Below are 19,156 nucleotides of genomic sequence, written 5' to 3' on the forward strand. Positions count from 1 at the left end.
TTAAGTGGAGATCAAAAACGTAATAAAAAAAGCTTTCCAGAGATATCTGGAAAGCTTTTTTTATACAGATACTTTTTGTGAAAGCTTACTGCTTTTAGTTAAAAGCTTTAATGCATTGGGCAAAATTATAGCAGCAAGGATAAGGATAACCCCAAGCCATTGTATGCCAAGCACAGTTTCATTTAGGATAAACCATGACATGAACACCGCTACAGGCAACTCTGCTGCACTTAGAATCGAACTTAGGGTAAGTCCAACCACCGGTATGCCTTTGGCAAAGAAAAGGGGAGGGATGACCGTTCCGAAAAGGGCCAAGAGAATTCCGAAAACCAATAGGCCATTTCCAAGGGAACCGTTCCAAAGGAACACGGGTGGGAATATTGAAAATATCAAGATACATGCTCCTGTGAGCATCAAAGCACTTTTTAATGCTGGTGGATATTGGTTGCCCACGCGGTTGTTGATCATCAAAAAGCAGCTATAGGAAAGTGCCGCCAGCAATCCATAGAAGATGCCGACGAGTTGTATGTTTTCAAAACCTTGGTGCAATACATTCCCAGCAAGCAAAGTCCCCAAAAGAACCCCAATTACCGATAAGGTTTGAAGTTTTGAAGGAAACTTTCTTGAAAACACCATGTCCAACACTACCCCCATCCAGGTAAACTGCATCAGCAAAAGAATGGCTATGGAGGCAGGGACCGATTGGACACATTTGTAATAAAATATGCTAACAAGTCCTGTGGAAGTCCCCATCAGAATAACTCTCAATTTTGGCTTAAAAGCTTTTTTCGTCCTTGGGACAGATTTGCTTTTTTGTTGAAAGAAATAGATCGTCCACAAAAGCATGGTACCAAAAAAGGCCTGAACTCCCGTTACTTCTCCAAGAGAAAAGCCATCTTTATAGGCCAACTTGACAATTGAAGAGAGTACTCCGAAACTGGAAGCGCCCAAGAAAACCAATAATACTCCTCTAAGCATAGGTTATTTAGCGTATGAAAATCTTTAGTGGGTTGAAAGTGGCTGGCAAAAGTAGAAAAAAATGTGAAAAAACAGGAAGAAACATCAAAAAATACCCTAATTACGGTATTTCAGGATTAAAATCGATTGCTTAACTTGTCAAACGATTTGCTTAGTATTATGAAATTCTTTTACATAGACGAGAACCTGTCAGATTCAGGGGTTAAAAAAATTCATGCTCAGGGCTGTGCCCAGATGCCGGATATGATGAACCGCCGATACTTAGGTCCATTTAACAACAGCGAGGAAGCCTTGAGAAGGGTAGCTCCACTTGAACCAACTGCGGAAATTTGTTCTGTATGTGGCAAATAGGATGTTTTTAATTAATCCTGCCTTAGGTTAAAGTCTCCTTGCTTTTTTTCTTCTAAAATAGGATTGTTCCAGGTTGGAGAAATCTGTATGGAAGGCCTATGCTTTAAGTAATTAGGCATGTCAAACTCCAAGGGTCTGGATTGCAATGGGATTGGTAATATGAACTCACTAATCTCCCTGTATTCTGGTAGCAATTCAGGATTGAAAGTCATTTCAGGTTCCTTCACGCTTTTTATCCTTCCATTAAACACATCATTGTCCTCAGGTTGAAATTCGCGGATCTTCATGGGAGACATGGTAGCCTGACCATTTTTGCTGTTGTAGATCAGTAAGCCTCCAGTGGGATTGGGATTAGTAACTAGAATGCCTGAAGCATCCGGTACACCATTAGTCATGCGATAACTTGGGTAGGTATCTTGGGCGAAAATTGGAAAACTTAAGGTCAAAAATACTAATGCAAACATAACTCGTACCATGGCTCTCTTCTTTAGTGTTCTTATTATATTACGATTTAAAATGGTAATTGTTATAAAAAATTAGTTTTAGCCCGGTTTTGAAATAGAGATGAGGCATAAAAAAACAGTAAGAGCAAAGCCCTTACTGTTCCAAATCCATGCGGTAAAAAATTATGGATTGTCACGATAACTCTTTATTACATTCAGTGCGTTTTTAATTCCGCTCAGTTGTTCATTGAGCAGGCTTCTTGTTGACCCGCTTATATATTCTTTCTCCAAAGCCTTTTCATAGCTCTCAATGGCTGATTCTTCACCTGTAATGCAGCCATTTACAATAGCCTCTCTGTCACCACCAGTAAAGGTCGATTTGATTTCTAACCAAGCTCGGTGAAGTGCGCCCTGCACATCCCCATCACTGTCCTTTGGCTTTCCGTTTAGGCCAATGATTTCTTGCTGAAGCTGGTTGACATAGGAGGCTCTTTCCTGTGAAAATTGCCTAAAGGAAGCCTTTGCTCCATGATCCTCAATGTTCTCAGCTGCGTTTTCATAGCCCTCTCGGCCATCAGCGGCTATAGCTATCAGATCATTTAATTTGTCTATGGTGTTTTTATTTGGGTTGTCCATTTAATCTTTGGTTTTAGTGGTTGGTAAGTATATGATAGCTATACTAATGCCACTAAAAAATATATGTGTATGCTGAAAAAAGCGGGTTCTTTTTTACCTTTTCTAAGCATAAATAGCTAGGTGCTTGAAAATATATACCAATAGGGATATTTTGCTGTTTATTTTATAAGAACAGTTTGGGCAGAAAATGTTACACCTGTTGTTTTTTTAGTTCTATTACAGTAATCTCAGGCCAGATACCAACCCGTCCGGAAAAGGCATGAAAACCGAAACCCCGATTGACATAGAGATATCGGTTGAGGGACTGTGCCAGTCCTGCCCAGTGGGGATATCTGTATTGGGCAGGACTCCACCGGATCACGGGGGTTTCTATTCCAAATTGCATCCCGTGGGTATGGCCAGAGAGAGTCAGGTGTATGTTGGATGGGTGGTCTTTTACCACTTCTTCCCAATGACTGGGATCATGGCTTAAAAGTACCTTAAACTCGTTTTTGTCCACCCCATCAAGGGCCTTGTCTAAATCACCCTTTTTATTGAACCCAATACCCCAATTTTCCACTCCCAACAAGCGAATACTGGAGTTGCCTTTTTTCACGGTGATGTTTTCATTCATCAATAACTTATAGCCCAGCTTCCCATGTTGTTCTATCATCCTATTGAAATTGTCCTTTTTTTCCTGTGGGGTAGGCCATGGAATATAGTCTCCGTAGTCATGGTTGCCTAGAATGGAAAACTGTCCGTGTTTCCCTTTGATGGTACTGAACTTTTCCAAAAACGGATCAATCTCTCCGGCTCTATGATTGACTAAGTCACCAGTGAAAACAAAAAGATCAGGTTCTTGGTCAATCACCATTTGTATCCCGCGCTCCACTGAACCGAAATCCTTGAAGCTGCCGGAATGAATATCAGAAAGCTGCACGATTTTAAAACCATCAAATTCCTCAGGCAGGTCTGAATAATAAACCGGCTGGTGGTGGACCTTGAAATTGTATTTGCCCTTAAAAATACCGTAAATAAATCCCGAAAAAGGAATTGCTGCTACTACCAGGCCAAGCTGGGTAACAAACTTTCGCCTGGATGGAAGAGATGCCTCATCAGAGGTTACATATTTTGCTCCCATGACCATACTTCTCACCAAGTCTTCCCCAAGCATGAATAGAATGAAAACGATTTGGGTACCGGTTACCGTAAGGATTACATTTACGAGGTTATGGGCACTGGGCGGGATCTTGCCTTCCACAGCGATCCGGATAAAGGTAATCACGGAAAATAACGTAATTCCCCCGAATATAATCCAATAACCAAGAAAGAAGGACTTCTTAGAATTACTTCCCCAATCCTCCACTAAGGTTTTGAGCCCTTGGAAAACGTACCAGTTGATGAAAGTGGATAAAAGTGTAAATACTATTATAAAGATGATTGATCCTATTCCGTTCATAAGTTTTGTAATCTCAAACAAAGCAACAAAAAAGGCACATAACAAGTTGTTATGTGCCTTAATAATATTACCGTCAATGATTAATCTTCATCATTTTTGGTGCTGATTTTTTCTGTTACTGATTCGTTGATATCGTCTTCGATATTTTTCTTTTCTTCAGATTCCTCTTTTTCTTTTGCATCGATCTTTCTTGTGAATGCTTCATAAGTAGTTTCCTTCTCAAAAGGTCTTTTCCCTATTAGTTTTTCAAGATCGGATTGAAAAAGAATTTCCTTCTCAAGAAGTTCTTTTGCCAAAATTTCCAAAGCGTCTCTTTTCTCCATTAGGAGCTCTTTTACCCTTTCGTAGGCAAATAAGATTAGCTTTCTTACCTCTTGGTCAATAGTCTCGGCAGTTGACTCAGAATAAGGCTTGCTGAACCTGTCTGATTGCTTACTGTCATAGAAAGAAACGTTTCCGATTTTCTCGTTCATACCGTAAACAGACACGATTGAATACGCCATTTTGGTTACTCTTTCCAAATCGCTCAGAGCACCGGTGGAAATTTTGCCAAAGATGATCTCTTCAGCGGCTCTTCCTCCGAGCGTCATGCACATCTCGTCGATTAGTTGCTCGGTTTGATAGAGGAACTGCTCTTTTGGCAGATACTGGGCGTAACCTAATGCAGCCACACCTCTTGGTACAATACTTACTTTTACCAATGGATCGGCATGCTCCAGGAACCAGCCTGCTACTGCGTGACCAGCCTCATGGTAAGCGACGATCTGCTTCTCCTCAGGAGATATGATTTTATTCTTCTTCTCAAGACCTCCAATCACACGGTCAACCGCATCCTGGAAATCCTGCATATCTACAGCTTTCTTATTTCTTCTAGCAGCTATCAATGCCGCTTCGTTACATACATTGGCAATTTCGGCACCTGCAAAACCTGGAGTCTGGGCTGCCAGTTTTTTCGCATCCACATCCTCAGCCGTTTTGATTGGCTTCAGGTGAACTTTGAAAATCGCTTCTCTACCCACAATGTCCGGCTTGTCGATGCTGATTTGACGGTCAAAACGACCTGGTCTTAGCAAGGCGCTATCCAGTACGTCAGGCCTATTGGTAGCGGCCAGTACAATCACCCCGGTGTCAGTTCCGAAACCGTCCATTTCCACCAAAAGTGAGTTAAGCGTGTTTTCTCTTTCGTCATTGGATCCTGGCATCTGGCCTTTACCTCTTGAACGGCCGATGGCGTCAATCTCATCAATGAAGATTATACAAGGCGCTTTTTCTTTGGCTTGCTTAAACAAATCCCTAACCCTTGCAGCACCCACACCTACAAACATTTCCACAAAGTCGGAACCTGAAAGCGTGAAGAATGGTACACCGGCTTCACCTGCTACAGCTTTTGCCAGCAATGTCTTACCTGTACCTGGAGGGCCTACAAGTAGGGCACCTTTAGGGATTTTACCGCCTAGTTTCGTGAATTTGGAAGGGTTTTTAAGGAATTCTACGATTTCTTGGATTTCTTCCTTGGCTTCATCTAGGCCGGCCACATTGCCGAAAGTGATTTTCACCTTGTTTTCGGCATCAAAAAGCTGGGCTTTAGATTTACCCACATTGAATATCTGTCCGCCAGGCCCACTTGGTCCTGCCATTCGTCTCATCATGATCCAGAAAAGGAAGAAAAGAAGAATGAGAAAACCAAAACTACCGAAGGTGTTCCAAAGGCTTTCCTGCTTTTCGGCAGAGTAGCCGATTCTTTGCTCTTCAGGCAATTGACTTTCAAGTCGGTCATAATCTTCGACAAACTTATCTACCGAGGCGATGTTGATTCTGTAATGTGGTCCAGAAGTGGTGGCAAATCTATTTTGAAGATCAAGTTCATCCGCATAGCGGGACTTTTCCAAAGCACTTTCAGTCAGAGTGACATCAACATAGTTTTGGTTGTAAACCACTACTACTTTGGCCACATCATTGGCCAAAACCATGTCCTCAAATCGCTTCATGGTGATGTCCACCACAGCATTACGCTGGCTAAACCACGAAACTCCAATGAGCACGATCACCGCGGTGATGATCAGCCACAATTGGAAGTTTGGCCTCTGAGGAGGTTTGGGAATGAATTTTTTATTCTTGTTTTTATCACTCATTGTATAATTATTAAGGCAATAAACTTAAAGTAGAACGGTTTTGAAAAATATAAGTTTGCGGGATTAAGAGATTGTGGTCACTTTTGCGTCACCCCACAGTTCCTCAAGAGCATAAAATTCCCTTTTGTCTTTCAAAAACACATGTGCTACTACGTTGGCATAATCTATTAACACCCACTGGCGGTTGTTTTTTCCCTCACTTCTCCACGGGCTTTCTTTGCTGGTTTTAAATACAGTCTCCTCGATTGAATCAGCAATAGCTTCTACTTGGGTGTCTGAATTGGCAGAACAAATCACAAAAAAATCTGATACTGAACTTTTTACATTTCTTAAATCCATTACTACAATATCGGAAGCTTTCTTCTCTTCCATTCCCTTCACGATAACTTTACTCAGCTGTTCTGCTGTCATATTATTAATTTAGTGTTTTAAGCTGTATTTTTGAGTTCCAAATAAACGATAAATATCTTTATTGTGGGACAAAATAACTAATATTTGTATGCATAAAATCCTTGCCAACACGATTTTTTTGGGAAAAGACATTCATTACCTGCCAGAGTGTCACTCGACCAATGATGAAGCTATGCAACTCTATAAGCAAGGAAAGGCTCGAGAAGGTTCCATTATCATCACCGATAAGCAAACTAAGGGTAGAGGACAACGCGGAAACCAGTGGTTTAGTGAACCCTCTAAAAATCTGACATTTACATTGGTTTTGTCCCCGTCTTTCTTAGATGCCAGCCAACAGTTTGATTTGAACATCATGATTACCCTGGCTGTCCAAGAAGTACTGGCACAATACACACCTGACATTCAAGTGAAATGGCCCAATGACATCATGCATCGATATGAAGGAAAGTTGGGTGGTGTGCTCATCGAAAATAGCGTCAGTACAAGGGGGATAGATATGTCTTTAGTGGGTATTGGGTTAAATCTGAACCAGACCGACTTTGCATTTCCAGGCCCGACATCTCTGGCCAAGTTGACAGGGAGCCAGGTGGAAGTTTGGGAGATATTGCGATTGATTGTAAAGACTGTTGAAAATTACTATCTTCGATTAAAGAGAGGTGAAGTTGAACTCCTGCGGAGACTTTTTATTCAGAATCTCTATCGCTATAATGAGTGGTCAGCTTACCGCGACCAAATGGACGGTGAATTTTTAGGCAAAATAACTGGTATTACTACGGAAGGAAAATTGAAAATAGAAAAGGAGAGTGGCCAGCTGAACCAATATGCTTTTAAAGAGGTTGAATTTCTTTAATTGCCTAATTTTCTTTTGTCTTCGCATTTCAGTAAATTTGGCATTCCAAGAATTGAAAATAATCCATAACTAAACGAATACATGTCAGAAACTACATCTAAAAAATACGTCAAGTATAAGGTTAAAGATATTTCTTTGGCTGATTGGGGCAGAAAAGAGATCAAGCTTGCTGAGGCTGAAATGCCGGGCTTGATGGCTTTGAGAGAAGAGTATGGCAAGTCGCAGCCTTTGAAAGGGGCCAAGATCGCCGGTTGTCTTCACATGACGATCCAAACTGCCGTTTTGATCGAAACATTGGTGGCTCTAGGAGCTGAGGTTACTTGGTCTTCTTGTAATATTTTCTCAACCCAGGACCATGCTGCCGCTGCCATAGCTGCTGCTGGTATCAGTGTGTATGCTTGGAAGGGCATGACTGAGGAGGAATTTAACTGGTGTATCGAGCAGACATTGTTCTTCGGTGAAGAGCAGGATCCTCTGAACATGATCCTAGATGACGGTGGCGACCTTACCAATATGGTTTTGGACGAATACCCTGAGTTGGTATCTGGCATCAAAGGTCTTTCTGAGGAAACCACTACTGGTGTTCACAGACTTTATGAAAGAATGAAAAAAGGCACTCTTCCTATGCCAGCTATTAACGTAAACGATTCTGTTACCAAGTCTAAATTTGACAACAAATATGGCTGTAAGGAATCTTTAGTAGACGCTATTAGAAGAGCTACCGATGTCATGATGGCAGGTAAAGTGGCCGTAGTGGCGGGATATGGTGACGTTGGGAAAGGTTCCGCAGCTTCCTTGAGGGGTGCTGGTGCGCGAGTAATCGTAACCGAAATCGATCCAATCTGTGCCCTTCAGGCCGCTATGGATGGTTTTGCCGTTAAGAAAATGGTCGATGCAGTGAAAGAAGCGGATATCGTGGTAACTGCAACTGGTAACAAAGATATCATCAGCGAGCCTCACTTCAGAGCCATGAGGGATAAAACTATTGTTTGTAACATCGGCCACTTTGATAACGAAATCGACATGGCGTGGATGAACAAGAATTATGGCCATACCAAAGATGTAATTAAGCCTCAGGTGGATCTTTATAATGTGGAAGGCAACGAGATCATCATTTTGGCTGAAGGCCGATTGGTAAACTTGGGTTGTGCCACAGGTCACCCATCATTTGTAATGTCTAATTCATTTACTAACCAGACCCTTGCCCAACTGGAGCTTTGGACGAATACGGATCAATATGAACCGGGGGTATATGTACTTCCTAAGCATTTGGATGAGAAGGTAGCGGCTTTGCACCTTAGCAAATTGGGTGTTGAGTTGGAGACCTTATCAGAGGAGCAAGCCGAGTACATCGGTGTGCCTCAGGAAGGACCATTCAAGCCAGAGTATTATAGATATTAATCTGCATAACAATAAAAAAAGCCGCTTAGCGGCTTTTTTTATGCCTATTCCCAAGGTGGTACATACCGTTAAAATATTTAACAATTATTATTGTTAGTATTACTAACTTATAATTACTTTTGCAAACATAAAGTTAGAGATAACGTTTGCGGATAGGATATGGAACAATTGCTAAATAGGATGCGAGTTGATGTAAACGAGAATGTTTACCTCAAGGACCCATTTAGTTCTGATTTGGGAAAGGAAATAATAGAGAAAAGCATCCAGGTGATGTCCACGTTAGGGCTGGAAAGTTTTACATTTAAAAAACTTGCAGTAGAAGTGGGGAGCACCGAGGCGGCTATTTACAGGTATTTTGAAAACAAACACAAATTACTGCTGTTTCTTAATCTTTGGTATTGGGGTTATTTGGAACTCAACTTAGTGATGGGGACAGCCAATCTCACCGATCCCAAGCATAAATTGCATATCGCCCTTCAGATATTAATCGATGGACCCATTGGAAAACAAAACGAGTTTGTCAACCCAGTACACCTGCGTCAGATGCTGATTGAGGAATCCTTCAAGGCTATTATGACTAAGGAAGTAGAGCGTGACTTCAAAAACGGCTATTTTTCTTCTTACCTCAAGATAGGAGAAAGGATAGCCGAAATTATATATGAGCTTAATCCCACCTACAAATTCCCCAAAACATTGGCGAGTACGATCATGGAGTCGAGTCTCCTGCAGCCGTATTATGCCAAACACATCCCTGTGCTCACAGAGATGACTGCCTCGGGAACCGAAAGGTTGGAGTTTTATAAGGAATTAGTTTTTAATGTTATAAGTACAAAATGAAAGGAGACAATCCGGCAATCACTCCCATGAAAAGGTTTGGTAAGCTGCTAAACCAGGAGAAGCGTGATGTATATGCCATCTATTTCTATGCTGTTCTCAACGGTGGGGTGGGGCTTATTTTGCCACTGGCCATTCAGGCCCTGTTTAATTTTATCCTTGGCGGGAGGGTATCTACCTCATGGGTGATCCTGATCGGCTTGGTAGCTGCTGGCTTTACTTTCAGCGGTTTCCTGCAGATCAGCCAGCTTTACCTTACGGAGAAATTGCAACAAAGAATATTCACCAAATCAGCCCTAGGCTTTGCATACAGATTCCCAAGGTTGAAACTTGATGCCTTGCAAAACAAATATGCCCCCGAATTGGTCAACAGGTTTTTTGACTCAGTCAACCTGCAAAAAGGAACTGCAAAGCTGTTACTTGACTTCCCAACGGCTATTCTGCAGGTTTTATTTGGGCTGATTCTCTTGGCGTTTTACCATCCATACTTCATCCTTTTTGGGGTAATTCTGATCTTGATTTTGATTGCGATATTTTACTTTACCTCTCCTAAGGGTATGGAAACGGCATTAAAAGAATCGTCAGCTAAATACAATGTGGCCTATTGGCTCGAGGAAGTGGCAAGGGCACTGCCTAGCTTTAAGCTTTCGGGTAGTTCCAAATTACCTCTTTTGAAGGTTGATTACTTGCTGCAGTCCTATGTGGATTTTAGGAACAAGCACTTTAATGTGCTTATTTTTCAATACAAAGTACTTATTGCTTTTAAAGTGTTGATAGTGACAGCACTTTTGGGAGTAGGTTCTTTGTTGTTGATAAACGAGGAAATCAGTATAGGCCAGTTTGTCGCGGCTGAAATTGTAATCATCCTCGTGATCGGTTCAGTGGAAAAAATGATTCTAAGCTTGGAGACGGTATATGATACCCTGACTGCTGTAGAAAAACTGGGATTGGTAATGGATATGCCTATTGAAAAGCAGATCGGTACCGAAAAGTCTTTATCCAAAAACGAGCATGGGCTGAAGTTTGAACTCAACAAGCTTTATTTTAAATCCTCCAATAAGCAATTTAACATTCTGGAGAACATTAACTTCAGTATTGATGCTGGGGAAAAAGTGGTGTTGACTGGTGGTAGTGGCAGTGGTAAAAGTACGCTTCTCCATCTTTTGGCAGGTCTTTATGAGGATTACCGCGGCAAAATAATTGTCAATGGGCTTCCTCTGGATGTTTTGGATATTAATAAATTCCGGGGATACCTGGGAGAAAGCTTTAACAACCAATATATTTTCCATGGTACAATGCGGGAAAATATCACCTTGGGTAGGGATGTTGAAGAACCCAAGGTAAGAAAAGTGCTGGAGCTGGTTGGTTTGAATAATTACGTGTTTAGCCTTCCAGATGATTTGGAAACTATGCTCATGCCCGAGGGTAAAGGGTTGAGCCAAGTGGATATCAGAAAAATAATCGTGGCCCGTTGTCTGGTGCACAACCCAAGAACCTTATTGCTTGAGGATCTGTGGAGCCTGCTCAAGGGTGAAGAAGAAGAAATCATCGATTACATTTTTAAAGGAGAGTGGACAGCCATTTTCATATCCGAAGATGAAAAGTTGATTTCAAAGGCTGATAAAGTGATTGAACTTGTCAAAGGCAGGGTGAAGTTTGTCGGAACACCTGCTGAATACAACGAATTTAAAAACGGTAACAACTAAGGGTATGCTCAACATTTCTTCCAACAAGTTAGAGGGAAAGGTCAATTTTGAGAATTTCAAGAGTCTCAGCATGACCATTCCTGCCAGCGAGAGCAAAAAAAGGGTGAAGATTTTACTTTATATCTTTCTCTTCCTGCTACTCTTTATTTTCCTACCCTGGACTCAGACGATCCGGTCTAAAGGGATGGTGACGGCTTTGAGACAAGATCACAGGCCTCAGACCATCCAGACGGTAATTGCAGGTCGGATAGAGCAGTGGTATGTGGCTGAGGGTGATTATGTGAACCGCGGTGATACATTACTATTGATTTCAGAGATCAAGGATGATTATTTCGATCCCTTGCTATTGGAGAGAACGCTTAAGCAGGTAGATGCCAAAAACCTTTCTGCTCGCTCTTATGCAGAGCGGGTGAAGGCTCAAGAAGGGCAGATTTTGGCCTTAAAGGCAAATAATTCCCTCCGAATAGAGCAAGCGCAAAATAGGCTGGAAATGGCCGAGTTGCAGGTGCAGTCTGACAGTATCCGATTGGAGCAGGCCAAAGTCAACTTTTCCATTGGGGAAGACCAATATGCCCGTGCAGAGAAGCTTTTTGAAGAAGGTCTTAGATCTTTGACAGATTTGGAACAAAGAAGGTTAAGGTTTCAAGAAGTGCAGGCAAACCTGATTGCAGCGGAAAATACGCTTTTGAGTAGCAGAAATGAAAAAATCGCAGCACAGATTGAGTTAAACGCAATAGATAATGAATTTAGGGACAGGCTAGCCAGGGCAGAGGCGGATAAATTTTCTGCCATGTCCTCCCAATTTGATGCCGAGGCTACCGCTACAAGGCTAGAAAACCAGTATAGCAACTATGAAGTCCGAACAGGCATGCGTTATGTTTTGGCCCCCCAAAACGGTTACATTGCTAGGGCCCTACAGGTGGGTATTGGTGAAACCGTAAATGAAGGTACCCAGATCATGAGCATCATGCCAGCTGACGCCCAATTAGCGGTGGAAATGTATGTGGAACCAATTGACCTGCCATTAGTAAGGTTGGGTAATCGGGTTAGATTTATCTTTGACGGTTGGCCGGCAATTGTCTTTTCAGGATGGCCGCAGATTTCCAACGGGACCTTTGGGGGCAAGGTAGTGGCGATAGATAAATTTACCAGTGCCAACAACAAATACAGGGTAGTAGTGGCTCAGGATCCTGATGACAAGCCTTGGCCAGATGGTTTGCAGATAGGATCGGCGGCTGATGGCATAGCTCTTCTCAATGATGTGCCAATCTGGTACGAGATCTGGCGACAACTGAATGGATTCCCAGCAGATTATTATACTGCTGAAGAAAAGAGACAAGCAAGAAGGCAATGAGAAAACTAATTGGATTACTGGGTATGATTGTCGTGCTGGCCACTAATGTCAGTGCTCAGGATACCCTTTCATACAACCAGTTTATCAAATGGGTTTCTTTTTACCATCCAGTAGTCAACCAGGCAGTCATCACCACCGAGATGGGCCGCCAGGAGCTGAGGATGGCAAGAGGAGGGTTTGACCCGTACCTCTTTGGTAATCTGGATGAGAAGGAATATAACAACGTTGGATACTATCACAAGCGAGAAGCGGGTGTAGTGGTACCCACCATGGGTGGTGTTCAGTTGAAAGGCCTGGTAGAGCAAAATACTGGGCAATACCTAAACCCGGAGAGAAGGGTTCCCACAGAAGGCCTGATGACGGTTGGCGCTTCGGTAAATTTGGGCCAAGGCCTGATGATCGATAGCAGAAGAAGGGCACTGCGTCAAGCTGAAATTTACAGAGACGCCACACTTTCTGAGCAGCAATTGATGCTCAATAGACTTTACCTTGATGCTAACCAGGTTTATTGGCGATGGGCGTCTGCATATCAGGATGTGGTGGTGATGCGAGAGGCACTTGAATTGGCAAAAGTTCGGTTTAGAGGAATCCGTGATAGTTTTATATATGGGGATCTTCCTGCTATTGATACCTTGGAAGCCCACACCCAGGTGTTGAACCGTGAATATAGGCTACAGGCCAAGGAGATGGAGTATTTTGAATCCCAGCAGATGTTGGAAATCTACCTTTGGGATGAATATAACGAACCCATGAATTTAGGCAATCAAGTGGTTCCGCAGGACCTTTCCGAGGGAATTGACATTTCATATAGTTTGGAATTGCTTAGGGCAAACCTAAATCGACACCCAGAGCTTCAACTCTTGGATTTTGATCTAGCTTCTTTGGAAGTTGAGCGACGATGGAGGGCTGATCAGCTTAAACCTGTGGCCCAATTGCATTATAATATACTGACCAATACCACGAGCGGTTTCGAAAATAGTAATCATACATTTTTCGAAAACAACTACAAATGGGGGGCCACCGTAAGGATGCCTTTGTTTCTGAGAAGGGAGCGTGGAGCTTTGGGGATAGTCAAGTCCCAAATCAATTTTACCACCCAAGATAGGGACCTGAGATTCGTGAGGTTAAAAGCCAATTTGGAAAGTGAGCTGAACAATATGGAAACCCTGCAAAACCAGTACAGGACCTTCAATGAAAATCTCTTAGGACTTGAGCGGTTGCTAGAAGGTGAGCAGATGAGGTTTGATATGGGGGAAAGCTCCCTATTCCTAATCAATGCCCGTGAAGTGAGCGTGATAGAGGGGCAGCTGATTCTCAATGATGTCATAGCCCGCCGCAATATAGCCCATGCTCGGCTGTTGTTCGCCGCAGGTTTAGGATTTGAACAGGAATTGGAGGAAGAAGAATAATCAATAAACCCAAATATACAAAAAGGCTGTCCCTGAAAAGAGACAGCCTTTATTTTTGGTATCGGTTCTGAATTAATTGTTCATCACCGGGGCGCTGCTTTCGCCTTCTTTCATATCCTCATTGTTGATAGATCTTTTCTTCCGTCTCGACTGCTGAGCTACGTTCATTTTTCCTATTCGGTAAGTGAAATTAACCTTGAAGTTCATATTTCTCATGACCGTGGTGGAGGTTTGGTTGATGGTAGGAGAGTTGATCTCGCTGTTGATCACCATTCCGCGGGTCAGGAAGTTGTCGGCACCAATTCCTATGCTGCCTTTCTTCTCATTGAATTGCTTGTTGAGATTCAAGCCGTAGAAATACATGCCACCCTGATAGCCTTGTAGCTGTACCTGACGGCCCCTCATGAAACCAAAACCTTGCAGCATCCAAGATTCCGCAAAGTTGTAGTTGGCAAACATTCTACCACTTACCACAAAGCCTTCATTGGAGGAATTGTATAGTGGGTCTGGCACATTGTTGTCCAACACCGCATAGAAGGCATCTACACTACCGTTGACAGAGAAGTTTTTAGAGAACTGGAAGTTGGTGAACAGGTTCAAACCGTATGCATCCTCACTACCGATATTTTCAAAAGTGGTCAAGATACCGTTGTTTTCAAGTGGTGTTCTGATGGCTTGGATAGAACCTGTACTCTTTCTCATAAATGCCGACATGTTGATGGTGGCAATTTTATAGAAAGTATTGTAGCCCACTTCAAAGTTGTCCGTGAATTCAGGATCCAGTAGCGGGTTACCCTGAGTTACAAAAAGCGGGTTGGCTGCTTGCAAGTTTGGATTTAAAAACTGCAAGGAAGGCCTTTGAATTCTTCGGTTATAAGCTGCTTTTAGCATGTTGCCGTTTTTCAGCTTTCTGCTAATATTCACACTCGGTACCAATACTCCATAAGAAGGAATTTCCACCTGTTGTTCATCTCTGAAGTCTGCATCAATCACCGTGTACTCATATCTTGTTCCAGCTTTTAGGGTATAATTGTCAAGAAAATTCAAAGTGTAAGACAAATAGGCCGCAGATACATTCTGGTTATAATTGAAGACGTTGTTTAACTGTGCGTTGTCGATTAGTTCATATTCTCCATCGCTACCATCAGCCGTGAAATAACGGAAATCACTGACTACTTGACGCAAAATGTTCTTGGCTCCAAATTCAACAATCTGGTTCTTGTTAATTGGTGTCTGATAGTCAAGCTGAACAGTGAATTCTTGATTGTTCGAGCTGTTTTCGTTGAGTGTCCTGCTGGCAATAAATGCCTGAGTAGGATCGTAGTTCAGATTGATGAAATCATTCACCCTGTTGTTTCTACTGAACAAAGTCATTACACTGAACTCTTTGGAGGGAGTGTCATAAGTTCTGGTATAGTTCAAGCTTGCATCAATCGTGTTGCTTAGGTTATCTATTGAAACCTCTCTAAGAATTGAATTGATTAATTCATCTTCCTGAAAAGTATTGGACAAAAGGTTGTCCTGACGGTTTCTGAAATTGAACATCCCAAAGTTGATAGAAGCTCCAACCCAGTTGTACTTATTGATATCATAATCCCAACCCAGGCTATAGCGGCCCATCAACATGTTTGTTCTGGTATCGGCCGTCTGGTTGGTTCTGGTCATCGGTCCTTCAGGATTGTTGACAAATTGGTCATTGTCAAAGCTTCCCAAAATATTGTAACCAGCTCTACCGAACCCTCCCAAGGAAAAGCCCATTTTGCCTTTTCTGGCGTTGGCGTTGATGCCAAGGTTTGAGCCTCTCACCCCGACACTGCTATTTACGTTCATAGAGGCGCCCTGGAGGTTGTTTTTCTTGGTTACAATATTTATAATACCTCCGGCACCCTCCGCGTCATATTTTGCCGAAGGCGAAGTGATCACTTCCACAGTTTTAATTTGGTCAGCAGGAATCTGCCTCAAGGCATCCGCCACACTGCTGGCAGTGATGGTAGAAGGCTTGTTGTCAATCAAAACCTGAATGTTTTGGCTACCTCTTAGGGAAACATTTCCATCCAAATCCACTGACAACATAGGCACTCTTCTCAACACGTCAGCCGCATCACCACCTACAGTGGTTCTGTCATTTTCGGCGTTGTAGATAGTTCTATCCACTCTTTCCTCAATTAGGTTTCGTTGACCCTGAACCACCACTTCCTGCAAGGCCACAGATTCTTCAGTAAGTTCAAGTTTACCAAGATTCACTGATGGTCTTTCAGATGTGATTTGGATGTTTTCTTTGGAAAGCGTTTGGAAGCCCATGAAGCTAGCTTGGATTTTATAGTTTCCGTTTCCAAAACCGGTGATGAAAAAATAACCCTCATCATCAGCCACTGCACCGGCCTTGTTGTTTCCTTCCGCGTCGAAAAGCACGACGTTGGCATATGAAACAGGCTCTCCCGAACCCTCACTTATCAACTGACCTGATATTTGATAACTGGGTTTGTCTGAGGATTGCTGTGCCGAAGCGCTCCATCCAAAAAATGAGAGGACGGCAAGCAATAATAAATGTTTTCTGATTTTCATGTGTCTTTTGCAAATTATCCTGCAAAAGAACCACAGTGAATTGAAATTAAAAAGTTAAATAAATCTTGAGGCGGAAATAATGGATAGACAGTAAAATTTAGGGATAAATAATCCTTTAGTTTTTTAATTGGCAGTTGTCAAAATAATACGTTGGCCATTGTCCAAAGTGACCTCTGCTTGCTCATCACAGTCGTCTTGGTTTCCATAGGAAATCTGGTGACGAACGGTAAGGCCTTGCTGCCGCTCAATGTTCCAGTTTTCTCTTCCCACAGAAGCCAAGTTTATGCCTTGGGACCAGCATTCTAGAGTTTGGATTTTCTCCTCTGCCACTTGCATGTTAAAAGGTCTTCCGGCCAAGTTTCGGCCCGTAGCTTCCCCTCTGGTTGCGATCTGAGATAGTGTGTCGGTTAGGTAAATCAATTCATGATGAAAGATTAGATTCAACCGTGTGCTGGAGCCAAACGAGTCAAATACCAAAATATCTTCCGAATTTTCGGTGATCAAGGAGCTATCCCGAAGATAGCTCCTTGAGCCCTCAATGGTGTTTTGACGTACTTGGTAATTTTGGTAGGTCAACATGGTGGGCAGGCTATCTTCGGCAAAGCTTATTTCAAAACCACCCCTGCGGGTAGTACCGTCTGGACATTCCTGATTAGTGAAAATCAGTGTCACTTTTCGATCATTTTCTTCTACGTTTATGATCGGGCAACCGGGTAACTGCAAACTATCGGAGGATGCCATTTGAAAATCCTCAAAACCCATCGTGAGGAAATACAGATGCTCATCCAAGGCAGCGGATGCATTGAAAATTTCCTCGGCTTCAAATTCAGGATCAGTCTGAAGTTGGTTGTCAAACTCATCGCTGCAGGCAAACAGCAGGCCTCCGAAAAGGCAGCACCATATTATTAAAAATGGAATTATATTACGCATGTCTGTAACTATGCAAATTCGGTGCAACTTTCTCCTTTTCCCCTTTCGGTTCTCTTTTTTAACATCTTCAACAAAACATAGTCTTTGATTATCAGTAGTTTGTGTTGATGTTATGTATTTGGTTTTGGTTACGGTACATTAACAGTTGGCTAGGGTTGGCAAACAAAGGATCAATTAAGAAGATTAATGCTTATATTCAGTTTTTTAACAATCTAATTTAGAATCATGAAATATACCGAAGGAATGCTCCGGGATGGAGCCATGGAAGGAAAAAACATTTTGATCACTGGGGGAGGCACTGGACTGGGCCGTTCAATGGGTGAGTATTTTTTGAAGTTGGGCGCCAACCTCATCATCACCAGCCGACGACTTGACGTCTTGCAGCAGACCGCCGATGAAATGCAGAATTCCTTTGGAGGAAAGGTGCTTGCCTTGCGCTGTGATGTAAGGGAAATTGAGCAGGTAGAAAAAATGTGGGCCGAGGCCAATGCGGAGTTGGGCCAGATCCATGGGGTGCTCAACAATGCCGCCGGAAATTTCATCAGTCCAACCGAAATGCTTTCAGCAAATGCTTTTCAGACTGTCGTAGACATTGTGCAGAAAGGCACTTCCAATGTTACCTTGACTGCAGGTAAGCATTGGATCAAAAATAAACAACAGGGGACGTTTTTGAATATCGTGACCACATATGCCTGGACCGGCTCAGGCTATGTGGTACCCAGTGCGGTGGCCAAAGCCGGAGTTCTGGCTTTGACAAGATCTCTGGCAGTGGAATGGGCCAAATTCCAGATCCGTTCCAACGCGATAGCTCCGGGACCGTTTCCTACGGAAGGAGCCTGGAGTAGGTTGCTACCTGGGGAGTTGGTCAAGAAATTTGACCCAGCCAAGAAAATACCTGTGGGCAGGGTAGGGGAGCATCAGGAGCTTGCAAATCTTGCGGCCTATCTCATGTCTGATTTCTCAGCTTTTGTCAATGGAGAAGTAGTCACTATTGATGGAGGGGAGTGGCTCAAGGGCGCAGGTGAGTTTAGCCACCTCGATCAGATCCCTAATGAAATGTGGGCCCAGCTTGCCGAAGCACGGAAGAAAAAGTAGAATTAAAGAAAAAGACCGAGCTGGATGCTCGGTCTTTCTTTTTCTTAATAATTAATCCTCTTTAAAAATAGGGGCTTTTTTATAGGGGAGGATTAATGTGTTATTCCAATTGGGAAGCACCTTTGCTAGATTTCTTTCCGTAAGAGATGCTGTCTCGACAAAATACCATTTGCTCTTCCCTTCAGCTGCCACGGCAATCAAAGTGTTTTCAGAGGTCAATCTGCCTCCCTTTACCTTTGTGACTGACTGGTAAGGCACCACTACGTGCCATTCGTCACCGGCTTTCACTTTATCCAAAGGCTCTTTCACAATAAAGTCGCTCAAGCTCATTCCCCTGTTTTTTTGCAGTTCATTCATCTGGAGCAAAACTTTTTTGTAAGCTTCGCGCCCGCCTGCTTGTTCAATGACCTGCGGATAGGTGAAGTCGAGCAATAGTTCGTAATCCTCATTCAAGTTGGCCAAAGCGTATTGATTGGCTGCTTCCCAGATTTCGTCAGGTGACTGGGCTTGTAAGGAACCAAAAATTAGGAGGAAGCTGAATGCGAGAAGTATAAGCTTTTTCATGTTGCGCTGATTTTTGATAACTATTAAAATCAGGCACAAAATTATCAAAATCCAGTTTA

General features: G+C 42.7%; 17 protein-coding genes. 8 read left to right on the forward strand and 9 right to left on the reverse strand.

Translation table 11 applies throughout. From position 1 onward, the window contains the following. Positions 1-60 precede the first annotated feature (60 nt). A complete protein-coding gene (locus KI659_RS03360; protein ID WP_213943913.1) occupies positions 61-978 on the reverse strand; it encodes an EamA family transporter in 918 nt (305 codons plus the stop codon). Between the two features lie 159 nt (positions 979-1,137). Between KI659_RS03360 and KI659_RS03365 the strand changes: the two genes are divergently transcribed. Beyond that, a complete protein-coding gene (locus KI659_RS03365; protein ID WP_213943914.1) occupies positions 1,138-1,329 on the forward strand; it encodes a hypothetical protein in 192 nt (63 codons plus the stop codon). An 11-nt stretch (positions 1,330-1,340) separates the two neighbouring features. Here KI659_RS03365 and KI659_RS03370 read toward each other — a convergent pair whose 3' ends face one another. The 5 genes from KI659_RS03370 to rsfS form a co-directional block, all read right to left on the reverse strand. Further along, on the reverse strand, positions 1,341-1,805 hold the full coding sequence (locus KI659_RS03370; protein ID WP_213943915.1) for a hypothetical protein: 465 nt from the start codon (positions 1,803-1,805) through the stop codon (positions 1,341-1,343). Between the two features lie 150 nt (positions 1,806-1,955). Further along, positions 1,956-2,408 carry a ferritin-like domain-containing protein gene (locus KI659_RS03375; protein ID WP_213943916.1) on the reverse strand — a complete coding sequence of 151 codons (453 nt, stop codon included), beginning with the start codon at positions 2,406-2,408 and terminating at the stop codon, positions 1,956-1,958. A 190-nt stretch (positions 2,409-2,598) separates the two neighbouring features. Next, positions 2,599-3,846: a metallophosphoesterase gene (locus KI659_RS03380; protein ID WP_213943917.1), complete on the reverse strand. Its 1,248-nt coding sequence runs from the start codon at positions 3,844-3,846 to the stop codon at positions 2,599-2,601. 80 nt (positions 3,847-3,926) lie between these two features. After that, positions 3,927-5,978 carry an ATP-dependent zinc metalloprotease FtsH gene (ftsH, locus tag KI659_RS03385; protein WP_213943918.1) on the reverse strand — a complete coding sequence of 684 codons (2,052 nt, stop codon included), beginning with the start codon at positions 5,976-5,978 and terminating at the stop codon, positions 3,927-3,929. A gap of 63 nt (positions 5,979-6,041) precedes the next feature. After that, complete coding sequence (gene rsfS / locus KI659_RS03390) at positions 6,042-6,389, reverse strand: ribosome silencing factor (RefSeq protein ID WP_213943919.1); 348 nt, start codon at positions 6,387-6,389, stop codon at positions 6,042-6,044. Positions 6,390-6,477: 88 nt separating this feature from the next. On the opposite strand from rsfS, the gene KI659_RS03395 reads away from it, so the two are divergent. The 6 genes from KI659_RS03395 to KI659_RS03420 all read left to right on the forward strand — a co-directional run bounded on the left by KI659_RS03395 (position 6,478) and on the right by KI659_RS03420 (position 13,943). Continuing rightward, positions 6,478-7,239 carry a biotin--[acetyl-CoA-carboxylase] ligase gene (locus KI659_RS03395; protein WP_213943920.1) on the forward strand — a complete coding sequence of 254 codons (762 nt, stop codon included), beginning with the start codon at positions 6,478-6,480 and terminating at the stop codon, positions 7,237-7,239. 81 nt (positions 7,240-7,320) lie between these two features. Then, positions 7,321-8,640: an adenosylhomocysteinase gene (ahcY, locus tag KI659_RS03400; protein ID WP_213943921.1), complete on the forward strand. Its 1,320-nt coding sequence runs from the start codon at positions 7,321-7,323 to the stop codon at positions 8,638-8,640. A gap of 159 nt (positions 8,641-8,799) precedes the next feature. Then, positions 8,800-9,477, forward strand: a complete 678-nt coding sequence (locus tag KI659_RS03405) for a TetR/AcrR family transcriptional regulator (protein WP_213943922.1) — start codon at positions 8,800-8,802, stop codon at positions 9,475-9,477. After that, positions 9,474-11,180 (forward strand): peptidase domain-containing ABC transporter, encoded by a 1,707-nt coding sequence (locus tag KI659_RS03410; RefSeq protein WP_213943923.1) that lies wholly within the window; start codon positions 9,474-9,476, stop codon positions 11,178-11,180. The genes KI659_RS03405 and KI659_RS03410 overlap by 4 nt, the downstream gene beginning before the upstream one ends. Positions 11,181-11,184: 4 nt before the next feature. Next, positions 11,185-12,534: an HlyD family secretion protein gene (locus tag KI659_RS03415; RefSeq protein ID WP_213943924.1), complete on the forward strand. Its 1,350-nt coding sequence runs from the start codon at positions 11,185-11,187 to the stop codon at positions 12,532-12,534. Continuing rightward, positions 12,531-13,943, forward strand: a complete 1,413-nt coding sequence (locus KI659_RS03420) for a TolC family protein (protein ID WP_213943925.1) — start codon at positions 12,531-12,533, stop codon at positions 13,941-13,943. The genes KI659_RS03415 and KI659_RS03420 overlap by 4 nt, the downstream gene beginning before the upstream one ends. Before the next feature lie 72 nt (positions 13,944-14,015). On the opposite strand, the gene KI659_RS03425 is transcribed toward KI659_RS03420, so the two are convergent. Next, positions 14,016-16,508, reverse strand: coding sequence for an outer membrane beta-barrel family protein (locus KI659_RS03425; RefSeq protein ID WP_213943926.1), 2,493 nt, complete (start codon positions 16,506-16,508; stop codon positions 14,016-14,018). Between the two features lie 123 nt (positions 16,509-16,631). After that, positions 16,632-17,438 carry a hypothetical protein gene (locus KI659_RS03430; protein ID WP_213943927.1) on the reverse strand — a complete coding sequence of 269 codons (807 nt, stop codon included), beginning with the start codon at positions 17,436-17,438 and terminating at the stop codon, positions 16,632-16,634. Between the two features lie 225 nt (positions 17,439-17,663). On the opposite strand from KI659_RS03430, the gene KI659_RS03435 reads away from it, so the two are divergent. Continuing rightward, complete coding sequence (locus KI659_RS03435; protein ID WP_213943928.1) at positions 17,664-18,533, forward strand: SDR family oxidoreductase; 870 nt, start codon at positions 17,664-17,666, stop codon at positions 18,531-18,533. A 51-nt stretch (positions 18,534-18,584) separates the two neighbouring features. On the opposite strand, the gene KI659_RS03440 is transcribed toward KI659_RS03435, so the two are convergent. After that, positions 18,585-19,097: a hypothetical protein gene (locus KI659_RS03440; RefSeq protein WP_213943929.1), complete on the reverse strand. Its 513-nt coding sequence runs from the start codon at positions 19,095-19,097 to the stop codon at positions 18,585-18,587. Positions 19,098-19,156 lie beyond the last annotated feature (59 nt).

Origin of the sequence: Litoribacter ruber, from assembly GCF_018449405.1 — a bacterium.
Lineage (GTDB): Bacteria > Bacteroidota > Bacteroidia > Cytophagales > Cyclobacteriaceae > Litoribacter > Litoribacter ruber.

Bases quoted from the DNA above. Each gene is read 5' to 3' on its own strand.
- KI659_RS03360 (WP_213943913.1), bottom strand. From the start codon at position 978: ATGCTTAGAGGAGTATTATTGGTTTTCTTGGGCGCTTCCAGTTTCGGA.
- KI659_RS03365 (WP_213943914.1), top strand. From the start codon at position 1,138: ATGAAATTCTTTTACATAGACGAGAACCTGTCAGATTCAGGGGTTAAA.
- KI659_RS03370 (WP_213943915.1), bottom strand. From the start codon at position 1,805: ATGGTACGAGTTATGTTTGCATTAGTATTTTTGACCTTAAGTTTTCCA.
- KI659_RS03375 (WP_213943916.1), bottom strand. From the start codon at position 2,408: ATGGACAACCCAAATAAAAACACCATAGACAAATTAAATGATCTGATA.
- KI659_RS03380 (WP_213943917.1), bottom strand. From the start codon at position 3,846: ATGAACGGAATAGGATCAATCATCTTTATAATAGTATTTACACTTTTA.
- ftsH (WP_213943918.1), bottom strand. From the start codon at position 5,978: ATGAGTGATAAAAACAAGAATAAAAAATTCATTCCCAAACCTCCTCAG.
- rsfS (WP_213943919.1), bottom strand. From the start codon at position 6,389: ATGACAGCAGAACAGCTGAGTAAAGTTATCGTGAAGGGAATGGAAGAG.
- KI659_RS03395 (WP_213943920.1), top strand. From the start codon at position 6,478: ATGCATAAAATCCTTGCCAACACGATTTTTTTGGGAAAAGACATTCAT.
- ahcY (WP_213943921.1), top strand. From the start codon at position 7,321: ATGTCAGAAACTACATCTAAAAAATACGTCAAGTATAAGGTTAAAGAT.
- KI659_RS03405 (WP_213943922.1), top strand. From the start codon at position 8,800: ATGGAACAATTGCTAAATAGGATGCGAGTTGATGTAAACGAGAATGTT.
- KI659_RS03410 (WP_213943923.1), top strand. From the start codon at position 9,474: ATGAAAGGAGACAATCCGGCAATCACTCCCATGAAAAGGTTTGGTAAG.
- KI659_RS03415 (WP_213943924.1), top strand. From the start codon at position 11,185: ATGCTCAACATTTCTTCCAACAAGTTAGAGGGAAAGGTCAATTTTGAG.
- KI659_RS03420 (WP_213943925.1), top strand. From the start codon at position 12,531: ATGAGAAAACTAATTGGATTACTGGGTATGATTGTCGTGCTGGCCACT.
- KI659_RS03425 (WP_213943926.1), bottom strand. From the start codon at position 16,508: ATGAAAATCAGAAAACATTTATTATTGCTTGCCGTCCTCTCATTTTTT.
- KI659_RS03430 (WP_213943927.1), bottom strand. From the start codon at position 17,438: ATGCGTAATATAATTCCATTTTTAATAATATGGTGCTGCCTTTTCGGA.
- KI659_RS03435 (WP_213943928.1), top strand. From the start codon at position 17,664: ATGAAATATACCGAAGGAATGCTCCGGGATGGAGCCATGGAAGGAAAA.
- KI659_RS03440 (WP_213943929.1), bottom strand. From the start codon at position 19,097: ATGAAAAAGCTTATACTTCTCGCATTCAGCTTCCTCCTAATTTTTGGT.